This is a genomic window from Opitutia bacterium (assembly GCA_016217545.1).
In the GTDB taxonomy this organism is placed as follows: domain Bacteria; phylum Verrucomicrobiota; class Verrucomicrobiia; order Opitutales; family Opitutaceae; genus Didemnitutus.
Genome location: JACRHT010000012.1, coordinates 1066204 through 1078680 on the forward strand (window position 1 = coordinate 1066204; position 12477 = coordinate 1078680).

Here is a 12477-nt window from a genome sequence, read left to right on the forward strand (position 1 = left end):
CCAGATCACGGTGTCGAAGGCGGAAGGAACCGGACGGGAGGGCATGGGTTCCGGCGGTAACCTCCCGCCGTAGTCCAACTCCTTAAGGTCAACACCGAGGTAATCGCGGGTGAGGCGGCTACGCGCCTCACCCGCTTTATTTTCCAGGCGAAACGCGGGTGCACCGCGCGAGGGAAAAACGAGGAGCGGCCACGCTCCGGTTTCAACGGCGGTGGATTTTGCTGCGACTTGGGGACGCGGGGCGGGGTTGTGCCTGCAACACCCACGATCCCCATGTTGTCCGACCTCCGTCTTTCCGCGCGGACTCTCGCGAAGAGTCCGCTGTTCTGTGTTGTGGCCATCGTCACGCTCGGCCTCGGCATCGGGGTTAACACCGCGATGTTCTCCATCATCAACGGCATCCTGTGGCGCGGGCTGCCGTTTCCGGAGCAGGGACGCATCGTCGCCGCGGTGGGACGCAACGAAGCGCAGCCGCGCGATCGCTTCGGGATGTCGTGGGCCGAGTTCGAGGATTTCCGGCGCGTGCAACGGTCGTTCGTCGATCTCGCGGCCTACGAGGATCGAACCACGACGCTCAGCGGTCCGGGCGGCGATCCGGAGCGGATCTCGGGCACGGCGATGTCGGCGGCCGGCATGGCGATGCTACCGGGGCCGCTCGCGCTCGGGCGCTGGTTCACGGCGGAGGACGACAAACCCGGCGCGCCCGCCACGATCGTGTTGAGCCACGCGCTGTGGACGAATCGCTTCAAGGCCGACCCGGCGATCGTCGGGCAATCGATCAAGGTGAACAGCGAGTGGACGACGGTGGTGGGCGTCGCGGCGGAGCGATTCCGGTTTCCGGAGGATGGAGGGGCGTTCGTGCCGATGCGCGACTTGCGCTTGAAGGACAAACGCGACGAGCGCGCGCTGACGGTGTTCGGCCGGCTGAAGCCCGGCGTGACGCTCGCGCAGGCAAGCGCGGAGATCGCGGCGTTCGGGGCGCAACTGGCCAAGGACCACGCGGACACGAACCGCGGCATCACCTTCGGGGCGCAGACTTTGTTTGAGCGTTTCTCCGGCGACGAGGACCGGCAGCTTTTCGCGGTCATGCTCGGCGCCGTGCTGCTCGTGATGCTCATCGCGTGCGCGAATGTCGGCAACCTGCTCCTCGCGCGCTCGTCCGTGCGGGAGAAGGAACTCGCGGTGCGCGCCGCGCTCGGCGCGGGCCGGGCGCGCGTGGTGCGGCTGCTGCTCACGGAGGCGATGCTGCTCTCGCTCGCGGGAGCGGCGCTCGGTTGCGGCATCGCGGCGGGGAGCCTCGCGCTTTTCCGCCGCGCCGTGGTCGATGCGCATCCGCCCTACTGGATGCATTTCGACCTCGATGGCGCGGCGCTGCTCTACGCGATCGGCCTCGCGGGCGCGGCGTGTTTGCTGGCCGGACTCTACCCGGCGTGGCGGAACTCGCGGCCGGATTTGAACTCCGTGTTGAAGGACGCCGGCCGCGGGTCGACCAGCGCGGGCGTGGGGCGCTTCGCGCGGATGATGATCGTCGGCGAGGTGGCGCTCTCGTGCCTGCTGCTCGTGTTGTCCGGCCTGACGATTCGCAGCGTGATCCAGACGCAATCGCTGCCGACCGGCTTCACCTCGGCGGGCGTCTACTCGGGTCGCGTGGCGCTGCTCGATCGCGAATTCGACGACGTGGCGAAGCAGAAACAGTTTTTCGCCCGCCTGATCGAGCGGCTGCGCGAGCGGTCGGAGATCGCGGATTTCACGCTCAGCGACATGCAGCCGACGTGGGACAACAGCCAGGCGATCCTCATCGAGGGCCGCGCACCCGAGCCGGCGGGCAAGCCGCCGCTCGCCTCCAGCGTGAAGTCAGTGGCGCCGCATTTCTTTTCCACGCTCGGCATCGGTCTGCTGCAGGGCCGCGATTTCACCGACGCGGACGCGCCGGAGTCGACGCGCGTGGCGATCGTCAGCACCGCTTTCGGGCAGAAATACTGGCCCAACCAAAGCCTGATCGGGCGGCGTTTCCGTCTCGGCGCGGGCAAGCCGGGCGAGGATGAGCATTGGCTGACGGTCGTCGGCGTGGTGACGCCGATCATGGAAGGCCGTTTCAACTCGCAGCCGGGGCCGCAGGCCTATGTGCCGTTCACGCAGGCGACCGACGTGCGGCGCATGACGGTGATGGCGAAGGCGCGCGGCGGCGACGCGGCGGCACTCGCGCCGGTGTTGCGGCAGACGGTGCGCAGCCTGAACGACGATTTGCCCATCTACTTCGCGCAGACGCTCGATCAGATGTTGGAGGAGGCGCGTTTCTCGAAACGACTCATTGCTTGGATTTTCGGCGTGTTCGGCGCGGTGGCGCTCGTGCTCGCGGGCGTGGGGCTCTACGGCGTGATGAGCTACTCGGTGGCGCAACGGACGTCGGAGATCGGCGTGCGCGTGGCGCTCGGGGCGACGCCGCGGGATGTGCTCGGGCTCGTGTTGCGGCAGAGCGGCTGGCAAGTGGGACTCGGCCTCGCGCTCGGAATCGGGGTGTCGTTTTTCGCCGGGCAGCTGATGGCGGGTTTTCTCTACGCGGTCAGTCCGCGCGATCCGGGCACGTTCATCGCGACGGTGCTCGCGCTTGGGACGGCGGGCGCGTTCGCGACGCTGGTGCCGGCGTTGCGGGCGTTGCGCGTGAATCCCGTCGTGGCGCTGCGGAACGAGTAGGCGGCGAGCGCGACCCGGGGCTTGGGCTCGAAGGTAAAGGTGGTCGCCGCCGTCCCGGCGGCGACAGGCGTCGTCGGGACGACGACGCCCACCTATTGCACGATCCCGTTCAGTTCTTTTCGCCGGCGCGGAACTCGACCCACGGCTGGCTCGGGCGGCTCTTCAGCAGGCCGGTCATCCAGTCGTATTGCGGGTGAGCTTCGAGGAATTTGTCGGCGTCGAACGCGAGGCCGTCGGCCGAACCCCAGCGCGCGGCGAAGCGCATCTCCTTCACCATCGCGGCGTCGACGACCTTGGCGTCGCAGGTGCCGGCGGGTTTGAAGGGCTCGCGGTGCGGGTTGACGAATTGCGCGCCGAGATCGCCGCGGGCGTTGAGGCCGAGCGCGGCGGGGCGGTCGGCGGTGTTGAAGCAGGCGTCGACGCAGTCGGCTTCGAACTCCTTGGCCTTCGCGAGGTCGATCTGGCCGACGTTGGCTTTCATGAGCTGCTTCCAGCGCACGCGGCGCGCGACGGGCGAGAGGCGGATGTCGGTGTCGTGCATCTCGGTTTCGAGGCGGAGGATTTTCAGGTTCTCGGCGATGTTGGAGCCGACGAAGTAGCCGTCTTTCGTGCGCTCGAAGCCGATGTATTTGAGGCCGAGTTCGAGGCGGATGATCTCGTTGGTGTTGATGTCGCCGACGAGCCAGGAGTTGGCGTAGCCGCCGTTGTTGCCGCGCTTCATGATCTCGCACCATTCGTCGAGCGAGCCGGCGTCCTGCACGGCGCGGCGGAAGCGGATGAACTCCGGCACGCCTTTTTCGGTGAAGCCCTTGAAGCCGCCGATGGTGGTCTCGCAGCCGACGAGGCCGGCGTCGGTGACGAAGAAGTCCGTGCCGCTGTGAATCCAGCCGGCCTGCGTCTGCATGAGGATGCGGTGGCCCTTCGCGGGAACGACGTCGAGGACGACGTTGTAGAGCGCGAGCGTGAAGTCGGACATGGTGTTGTGGCCGAGGACGATTTTGCCGTCCTTCGTCATCTTGCCGGTCGCGATGAAGGCGGAGCACATCTCCTTCGGCGCGGTGACGACCGTGGCGCTGCCGGAGAACTTGCTCGCGACTTCGGGCCACCAGTAGCCGGTGGTTTCGATCGAGGCGTTGTAGGCGAGGATGTCGTCGTAGGTGGTGGGCACGCCGGCGGCGTTCATGCCTTCGGCGATGCCTTCCAGCTCGGCGCGATTTTCGGCGTCGACGCCGGCGCCGATGAAGCCGTTGGTCTGCTCCTTGAGCCACGCCCAGTCGAAGCTGCTGTCGTGCTCCCATTGCGCGGCGGTGACGCGCATGGTTTCGGCGATCTCGCGCGCGAGCAGGTAGCCGTGCTGGAAGCCGCGAGCGCGCGGCTCGCCCTCGATGTGGAGGTAGATCCACCCGGCCTTTTCGTGGCGTTGGGCGGAGGCGAGCCAGGTTTTTTGCTGCGCGGAAAGTTCGGTGGCGCGGGGAGCCGGCAAAGCCAGCGCGAGGGCCGCGAGCGTGGCGAGGAGGCGGGGTAACATGGGGCGGAAGCTACGGATGCGCCTGCCCCATGGGCGAACAGAAAGCGGTCACCGATGCGACCGGCCGCCGCAGTCGTTAGGTGCTTATAAGACGCCAAACGATGAATAGTGGCCCGGGCAATTTTCCCCTATGATGCGGGAAGTTGGCGGGAGAAATCGGGCCATGTGCGGGAAAACGTCCCGTGCACGATCTGCTCCTGCAGAGCCCCTCTTCCCCTCATGGCTTGTATCGGACTTGTCGAAAGCGATCACGATTGCCGTCGTGCTTGCGCGGTCGTGCTCGAACACCTCGGGCACGAGGTGCACGCATTCGGATTGCTCGACGATGCGGTGCAGAGTCCGGTGGGACCATTCGAAGTTGTCGTGATCGCCCCGGGGTGGGAGGCCGCTCGCTGCGAAACGGAAATCTCGCGGATCCACCGTCGACTGGGTGAGACGGCGTTGGTCGTGCTTTCGGAATCGCACTATTTGGTCGATCAGCCCAGTCGGTCGCCGCAGGTGCGGATCCTGCCGAAGCCGTTCAAGGTGCAGGCGCTGCGGGAAGCGTTGACCTCGCTGACGCAGTCAGCGTGCGCGAACTGACGGTTCGCCCCGGCAAAACCAACCGAGCTCCATCCAGCTGCGGAACCAGCTCTGCACCGTGGCGGCCCAATCTTCGCGCGGGCGCCGCGATTTCGGGATGCCGGCGGCGAGCGCGCGTTCAAGCGGCTGGCCGGCGCGGATGGCGGCGAGAATCTTGAAGGCGGCGGGCTCGAGGCGCTTGAAGTAGATTTTCCCGTGGTGACGGTGCACGGCGACGCGGCACGGTGCGCGGCGTGGGCGCTGGGCCTTGCTATCGGCGTGCACGCGTAGCGCGGTCGGCGCGTTCGAGGCGTCGCCGCGGAGGAGCGCCTCGCGCTTGCGGATGGCGATGAGGTAGTCGTCGACCGGATAGCGCAGCTCGAGCAGTTGCAGATAGGGCTGGAGCGAGAGGCGGAGTTTCGCGGGATCGGAGTCGAGCAGGTCGTCGACGGTGAACACGGGACGCGCGGCGCCGTCGTAGACTTCGACCTGCGCCCACTCGAAGCGCGCGATGTCTTCGCACAGCGCGGTGTGCGGCGCGGTCAGACGCGGCGTGCGGCGGATGAAGTCGGCGAGGCGCTGAGGCAGGTCGCGGAGCGTCCAGTATTTCGACGGGTGCTTCTGGAGGAACGCCTCGGCGAGGCGCATGAATTTCCGTTCGCCCAGCGCGGCGCGCAGGCCGGGGCAGTCCTCGTGCAGGCTGTCGAGCACGCGGAACCAATACATGCGGTTGTAGATTTCGAGACGCTCGAAGGCGGTGAGGCGGTCGTTCGGCTTGGCGATGGCGGCGACGGCGGACTTCGTGGCGCGGCCGTCGCGCAGGCGCGGCGCGGTGCGGTTGGCGCGTGTGAGCGGGTTCATCACGACGGCGAGCGTGGCGCGCTGGAGCGCGCGCAGCTCGGCGCGCGAGCGGGCGGAGAGGGTGGGACCGGTCTCCGACCGGCCTGCCTTGGTCGGCGGGCTCGCGGCGGGCTTTGAGCGGTCTGGCGCGGATGCGGCGAGAGGCGCGTGGCCGGCGAGATGCGGGGGTTTTTTCGGCCGGTCGGAGACCGGCCCTACTTTGGGCGCACGGGGCATGAGTTACTTTCGCGGCGCGCCCAGCGGTCGCGCCCTACCTCTGCTTTGCGCGGCGCGGGCTTCGGCGATGTAGGCGTTGGCCTTCAGGGCTTCGTCGTGCACTTCCTGGAAGGAGGGAATCTTGTCGTCCCACTCGAGCAGCGTGGCGGTGACGCCGCAGAGTTTGGTGGCGTGCGCATACATTTTCCACACCGGGTCGAGCACGGGATGGTCGTGGGTATCGAGGATGTATTTCTCGAACTTCGTGTGACCGGCGACGTGCATCTGCGCGACGCGGTGGTGCGGGATGTTGTTCAGGTAATCGTAGGGGTCGAAGCTGTGGTTCTTCGACGAGACGTAGATGTTGTTTACGTCGAGCAGGATTCCGCAATCGGCGCGCTCGACGACCTCGGTGAGGAATTCCCACTCGGTCATCTCGGAGGCGTGGAACTCGGTGTAGGAGCTGACGTTTTCGACGGCGACGGGCAGTTCGAGGTAGTCGCGCGTGTAGCGGATGTTGGCGGCGACGTGCTTGGCGGCGGCGATGGTGTAGGGCATCGGCAGCAGATCGTGCGAGACGGTGCCGTCGACGCTGCCCCAGCAGAGGTGATCGGAAATCCAGGGCGTCTTCGTGCGCTTGGTGAGCGCCTTGAGTTTCTTCAGGTGGTCGCGATTCGGGAAGTCGGTCGAGCCGAGGTAGAGCGACACGCCGTGCTGGACGACTTTGTATTGGGCGAGGATGCGATCGAGGACCTCGAGCGGGCGGCCGCCGTCGACCATGAACGTCTCGGAGATGATCTCGAACCAGTCGACGGTCGGTTTCTCCGAGAGGATGTGGTCGTAGTGCGGGACGCGCAGGCCGATGCCGATGCCGTAGTCGGTGTAGCCGTTGAATGGGTTGGCGGGCATGGAGAGCGGGCTTGGCGCTGCGCCCGGAGCGTGGCGCGGGGGCAGGGCGAAGCAAACCTTCCGAAGAAACAGAGACCGACGCGTGGGCGTCGGCCTCCGTGAACACACACACTAAAAAAGCCGGATCAGATCCACCCGGCGCGGCGCGGCTTACTTGGCCGGCTCGGACTTCTTGTCGTCCTTCTTATCGTCCTTGGCCTTGCAGCCATCCTTACCCTTGCAGCCGTCCTTACCTTTGCAGCCGTCCTTGCCTTTGCAGGACTCCTTGCCCTTGCAGCCGTCTTTACCCTTACAGCCGTCCTTGCCCTTGCAGGAGTCTTTGCCCTTTTCGTCGCCGACGATCTGGGTGCCGGCGTTGACGTTGGTGGAAGCGGAGGCCTTCAGGGCGAGGGCTCCGGCGTAGAGGCCGGCGATGGCGGCGGCGGCGATGATGGTGCGGGTGGATTTGTTCATGTCAGTGATACGGGGGTTGATTTCAGGAGCGTCGCGGCACTGTGCCGCAGCGTTCGGGAAAGACGTGGAGTATGGCGGGTGGGAGCTGGGAGGTCGGAAGATATTCCCGAAAATTACGGCGGGGGTCCGGGAATGGACGCATCGAGGCCCCGCGCGGGGCGCAGGCCGAGGGCTTTGCGACCAAGCGCTGGATTGGGGCGAGGAGCTTCGCGGGTGTGGCGACGTGGCCGGTGGGGCCGGGTCAACGGCTGGCGCTCTGTGCCACGAAAGGCGGTGCGGGGGCGGGCCCGATGAGCGGGAGCACGACGATGAACCGTGTGCCTTCGCCAAGCTGGCTTTCGCAGCGGACTTCACCTCCGAGCGCGGCGGTCACCTGTTTCACGATCCACAGACCGATGCCGATGCTCTTTTCGCCGCCGGTGGGGCGGGCGGGGCCGCGGGCGAATTTCCGGAAGAGCAGCTCGATATCGCGCGGCGCGAGGCCGGGGCCTTGGTCGGCGACCGCGATCGTCGCCTTGCCGGCTTCGGCCTGAAGGGTGAGGTGGATGATGCGGCCGGGCGGCGAGTATTTGACGGCGTTGGAAAGGAGGTTGTCGACGACCTGCCGGAGCGCGCCTTCGTCGGTCACGACGAAGACGGGCTGTGAGGGCGGAAGGTAGCGAAGCTGGAGTGCCTTGGCGCCCGCCGTTTCGAGGAAGGCGTCGCGGGCCTGCGCGAGGGTGCGGGTGAGATCGATCGAGGTGAAGCGCAGGCGTCGGTGGCCGGACTCGATGACGTCGGCGTCCATGAGGTCGTCGATGAGGCGGGTCATGTTGGCGGCGTTGAAGCGCAGGCCGTCGACCACGGAGGCTTGTTCGCGCGAGAGGCCGCCGACGTGCAGGAGGTTCGCGCCCATGACGAAGGAGGCGAGCGGATTGCGGAGATCGTGCGCGAGCATGCGCATGAGTTCCGATTTCTCCTCGCTGGCGGCGGCGAGGCGGTCGCGCACCTCTTCGAGTTGTTGCTGAATGCGGCGGCGTTCCGCGAGTTCGCGGGCGAGGCGGCGGCGCTGGAGGAAGAACAGCAGGGCCAGGGCGGTGAGGAACGCGGCCCACGCGAAGGCCGCGCGGAAGGCCATGAGCCACCAGCGGTCCTGGGCGTAGTCGACGGAGAGCCAGCGGTCGCGGATGCGGCGGTGCTCTGCGGGCGTGATCGAGGCGAGGGCCTTGTCGATGATCGAGGAGAGCAGGGGGTGGCGTCGGGTGGTGGCGAGGTAGACGTCGGCGTTTTCGTCGTAGATGACGCCGATGTTCACGTTGGAAAGTCCGTCCGCCTTGATGGCGTGCATGGCGACGAGGGCATCGACCATGGCGGCGTCGACCTGTCCGCGGGCCACGGCGCGGATGGCATCGCGCATGTTGTCGAAGCCGACGATCTGCGCTCCGGGGGCGCGGGCGATCGGCGGGCTGGAGCGCGACATGCCGACGCGCAAGCCGTCGAGCTGGCGCATGTCGACGAGCACGGGCGAGTGCACGCGGGTGACGATGACGTCGGGGGAAAAGAGGAACGGCTGGCCGAAGAGCAGGCTGCGCTCGCGCGCGGACGTGCGGCCGATCCCCGCCACGATGTCGAGACGACCGTCCTCGGCGCGGGTGAAGATATCGGACCACACGCGATCGGCGGTGTGCTCGAAGCGCAGCCCGGTGCGCTCGGCGATGAGCGCGAGGTAGTCGACGTTCAAGCCGGAGGCTTCGCCGCGGCTGTCGCGGACAAAATACGGCGCGGCGCCGTCAAGATGGCCGACGCGGACGACGGGGTATTGGGCGATCCACGCCTGCTCGGCGGGGGAGAGGAGGATGCCGGCGGATGGCGCGGCCAAGCACGGCGTCGAAGCGATGAGACAGAACAGGAGTGCGCACAGGCGCTCGAACGGAGTTTTCACCGGTCGGGAAGGGGGAGGAGAGGGTGACCGAGGGGGCGAAAGAAGGCGACTGGTTCTCCGCGGTGACGCGTGCAGCGTCGACTTGGGCGGAAGGAGACCCACTGGGCCGCGGACAAGAGCGTGCCTTCTCAGTAGAGGATACGCTTTTCGGCGGTCAGGAGTGACAGGAAAAACGCGGCTGGGCCCGCCGCGGAAAAGAAAACGGCCCTGTCCGTCGAGGGCAGGGCCGTGAGAGGATTCAGGTTTTCACCCGAAGATTAGAATTCCTTGCGCAGCTGGACGTAGACGAAGCGGCCGACGTTGTTGTGGACGCGCGTGTCGTAGCTGTCGTTGAACGCACCTGCGGCGAACGGAGCGAGCTTGTCGAAGAGGTTCGTCGCACCGACGGTGACATCGAGCCCCTTGAGGAACAGATTGTCGCTCTTGAAACTGTAGGTGGTTTGGAGATCGAACGACTTCCAGGCGGCGATGCGGCGGTAGCCTCCGACCTTGGGCTCGACCGAGGCCGGGGCCGCGAGGAAGGCGGCGTAGGCGGGATCGGTGAGCGGGGTCTTGGCATCGAAGAACGCCTTCATCTTCGGGGAGAGGACGAAGAGCGGGTCATCCTGATAGGAGTGGATGTAGTTGAACGTCAGGTTGGTCGTCCAGTTCTGCCACTGCCAGTTGACGCCGAAGTTGCCCTTCCAGCGCGGGATCGAGCCGGGGGAGATCGGGTCGCCGGAGGTGCTCACGAATTTGCCGAGATAGCTTTCCTTCGGCAGGCCCGGGGCGGACGTCTGGTCGAAGGTCAGCATTTGGTTGGCCGCGGCGGTGAACTTGAAGCGGCCCCAGTCCTGCGTGGTGTGCACGTAGGTGGCGGTGTATTCGAGGCCCTCGACCTTGCGGGACGCGATGTTGAGGTAGTCGGAGAGCACCGCGCCGCGACCGTCGGCGCCGAAGTTGCCGTTGCTGTTGAGGCGGCCGTTGGCGGAGCGGCGGATGAGGTTCGCGTAGGGAGCGTTCGGGTTGATGGTCGACGCGTCGCCCGGCTTGAAGCCGGGGCCTTGGCCGGCCGCGTTGGCGGCGAGGATGGCCTTGGCGTTGTTGGCGATGATGCCGGAGACTTCGATGGCGTAGAAGTCGACCGAGAAGTTGAAGCCCTTCAGGAGATTGCGGGGCGTGCCGACGATGCCGAAGGAGTGAGCTTCGGAGGTGGCGGGCTTCAGGTCCGGGTTGGTCTTGATGACGATCGTGGTCTGCGCCGTGTAAGGGAAGCCGAGCGGGTCGACGATGCTCGGATTGCTGGTGCCCGGGGTGCCGAAGATGAGGCCGGCGGCCGGCGCGAGGAAGCCCTTGCTCCAGCTGGTGCGGACGAGCCAGTCGTTCGTCGGGGCCCAGTGGAGATTCACGCTGGGGTTGACCTTGGAGAACTCGGGGCGGCGCTCGCGAGGATTGTCGCTGCTGACCTCCTGGGTCTCATGACGCGCGAGGGCGCCGAGCGTGAGGCTGTGGATGAAGGGGCGGCGGTTGTTGGCGCCGACGATGGGCACTTTGACTTCCGCGAAGTAGGACTTGCTGTCGGCCTTGGAGAAGGAGTCCGAGAACGAGTTCAGGCCGAGCACGCTGCCGGAGGCGTAGAGGTCATCCGGATCGAATTTGATCTTGGTGCTGTAGGTTTCGTAGCCGGCCGCGACGCCGACGTCGCCGCCGGGCAGCTCGAATAGGGAGCCGGTGACGCGGAAATCGTAGAAGCGATTGCGGGTGTAGGTGGTCTGACGGGCGTGGATCTCGGAATCCTTGAGCGCTTGCGCGTTGTCCCACGTGTAGGTTTGGCCGCCGATGGTGGCGGTGCCCTTGGAGAAGGCCGGGGCGAACGGATTGAAGCGACCCGCGGCGACTTCCTCGTCGAGGAGCGGGAGCGAGGGGACGCCGGCGTCGATTTGCTCGAAGTCTTCGCGCTCGGTGGTCATCGCAGCTTCCCAGTTCCACTTGTCGTTAATCTGGCCGCGGAGGCCGACCTGCCAACGGTAGTCCGTGTAGGTCTGCTCGTTGGTGCGGTTGCCCAGCTCGACGGAGCGATAGCGGAAGAAATCGCCGTTCGCGGGGTTGAGGATGCCCTGATTGTAGGGGCCGAAGGACGTGAGGCTGCCGACGGAGGGGCCGGCGGGATCCTCGTCGAGGGCGAACGGCGCGGGAGCGAGGCCGTTGAGCGTCAGGAGGCGCGAATACAGCATGCTACCGAAGAGCTTCAGCTTGTCGCCCGCGATGTCGTGGTCGATCTGGACCATGAAGGAATTGCGGTCCTGGCCAGGGGCGGACGGCGAGTAGTTGCGGAAGTTGAACAGCTGGTTGGAGCTGAAGCCGTTCGTGTCCATCGAGATGTAGTCAGCCGGCGTGGGGGTGGCATTCGTCGGGAAGTCCGGACGCAGAATCTTCGGCGCGCCGCCGAGCGAGATGACGCCCGGGAAGGTGGGCGAACCGCCGTTGGTGCCGCCGCGCGGACGGTTGTCCGACTGGGCGCTGTTCGGGCGCTCGTTCGCGTAGATGGTGCTGTTGTGGAACATCGAGCCGGTGACGATGATGCTCGTCTTGTCGTTGGCCACGCCGGTGGCGAACGAGACCTGGTAGGTCTCGCGACCGCCCGGGGTGCGCGTGGCGGCGCCGGCGGAGATATCGAGCACGGAGCCGTTGTAGTTCTTCTTGAGGATGATGTTCACCGCGCCGCCGATGGCCGCGGAGCCGTAGATGACGCCCGCGCCGTCGCGGAGCACTTCGACGCGCTCGATGGCTTCGATGGGGAGCAGCTGGATGTTGGAGAACTGGAGCGTCACGCGCCCATCGACCAACACGAGCGTCTGACCGGCGCCGAGGCCGCGGAGGCTGACGGCGGTCGCGCCGCTGCCGCCGTTGGAGTCGTTTTCAGTCGCGCCCGGATTGCCGATGAACGACGGGAGGCTGCGCAGCGCCTGGATGGGCGTGAACGCGCCGGTCGCGCGAATGTCGGCTTCGGTGAAAACGGCCACCGGCCCGATGGGTTCGGAGCTGGCCTGCGGGATGAACGAGCCGGTGACGACGAACTTATCGAGCTTCAACGGCTCGTCCTGTTTGGTGGCGTTGCCGGTGGAGGTTCCCGTCTGGCCGAAGGCCAGGGCGGGGAGCGCCAGCAGTGCGGACAGGCGCAGGCCGAGAAGGCGCGCGCGGGCCGCATGCGATTTGCATGGTTTCATTTGGATCATGGGTTTGATCGGGTGTTAGTGTGTCGCGGCGCCCCCGACTGACGGAGGCCCGCAGGGTGGTCCCTTTGCTGGAGCGAAGGGAAATTCGCTCAATGGCACGGCGATACGGCGCGGGTTGACGGGACAACCTGCGCGGCCGC

Annotated in this window: 8 protein-coding genes; 2 read left to right on the forward strand and 6 right to left on the reverse strand. The window is 66.7% G+C overall.

What is annotated here, in order from left to right:
• The first annotated feature begins 273 nt into the window (after positions 1-273).
• The gene (locus tag HZA32_11555) at positions 274-2694 is read left to right on the forward strand and encodes an ABC transporter permease (protein ID MBI5424709.1); all 2421 of its coding nucleotides are present in this window, start codon (positions 274-276) and stop codon (positions 2692-2694) included.
• 109 nt (positions 2695-2803) lie between these two features.
• On the opposite strand, the gene HZA32_11560 is transcribed toward HZA32_11555, so the two are convergent.
• Positions 2804-4222 carry a hypothetical protein gene (locus tag HZA32_11560; protein ID MBI5424710.1) on the reverse strand — a complete coding sequence of 473 codons (1419 nt, stop codon included), beginning with the start codon at positions 4220-4222 and terminating at the stop codon, positions 2804-2806.
• A gap of 276 nt (positions 4223-4498) precedes the next feature.
• Between HZA32_11560 and HZA32_11565 the strand changes: the two genes are divergently transcribed.
• Positions 4499-4804 carry a hypothetical protein gene (locus HZA32_11565; GenBank protein MBI5424711.1) on the forward strand — a complete coding sequence of 102 codons (306 nt, stop codon included), beginning with the start codon at positions 4499-4501 and terminating at the stop codon, positions 4802-4804.
• On the opposite strand, the gene HZA32_11570 is transcribed toward HZA32_11565, so the two are convergent.
• The 5 genes from HZA32_11570 to HZA32_11590 form a co-directional block, all read right to left on the reverse strand.
• Positions 4787-5860, reverse strand: a complete 1074-nt coding sequence (locus HZA32_11570) for a putative DNA-binding domain-containing protein (protein MBI5424712.1) — start codon at positions 5858-5860, stop codon at positions 4787-4789. The two genes, HZA32_11565 and HZA32_11570, sit on opposite strands and share 18 nt — an antisense overlap.
• Positions 5861-5863: 3 nt before the next feature.
• Entirely contained in the window at positions 5864-6748 is an 885-nt protein-coding gene (locus HZA32_11575) for a DUF692 domain-containing protein (protein ID MBI5424713.1), read from the reverse strand.
• A 150-nt stretch (positions 6749-6898) separates the two neighbouring features.
• On the reverse strand, positions 6899-7201 hold the full coding sequence (locus HZA32_11580; GenBank protein ID MBI5424714.1) for a hypothetical protein: 303 nt from the start codon (positions 7199-7201) through the stop codon (positions 6899-6901).
• Positions 7202-7442: 241 nt separating this feature from the next.
• A complete protein-coding gene (locus HZA32_11585; GenBank protein MBI5424715.1) occupies positions 7443-9122 on the reverse strand; it encodes a transporter substrate-binding domain-containing protein in 1680 nt (559 codons plus the stop codon).
• Positions 9123-9379: 257 nt separating this feature from the next.
• Complete coding sequence (locus HZA32_11590; protein ID MBI5424716.1) at positions 9380-12328, reverse strand: TonB-dependent receptor; 2949 nt, start codon at positions 12326-12328, stop codon at positions 9380-9382.
• Positions 12329-12477 lie beyond the last annotated feature (149 nt).